Source organism: Fructilactobacillus sp. X2R5C2 (genome assembly GCF_059901375.1).
The window spans coordinates 1-245 of the sequence record NZ_JBWXUX010000040.1 but is presented as its reverse complement, the minus strand read 5'-3'; the positions used below and the strand labels follow the sequence as shown (position 1 = coordinate 245).

Genomic DNA, 245 nt, shown 5'->3' with positions numbered 1-245 from the left:
AAGCTTGGCAGCTTGGTCCAAATCAGCATCAAAATGAATAATGTTGGGTGAATTGTTCCCTAGCTCCAACGCTACTGGGCGCATTCCACTTTTCTCTTTAATATATTTTCCAACTCCTGCTGATCCAGTGAAAGAATACATGGCAATTCGTTCATCCTGTAAAAGCCATTCACCAACTTCGGCGCCACCGTTTACCACATTTACATACCCTTTTGGCAGTCCGGCCTCTTCAAACAGTTCTACTA

Annotated in this window: 1 protein-coding gene; it reads right to left on the bottom strand. The window is 43.7% G+C overall.

Annotated elements, in window-relative coordinates:
- Positions 1-245, bottom strand: a 245-nt coding sequence (locus AC6UD2_RS06860; RefSeq protein WP_500698444.1) for an aldehyde dehydrogenase family protein, incomplete at both ends; no start/stop codon positions are given.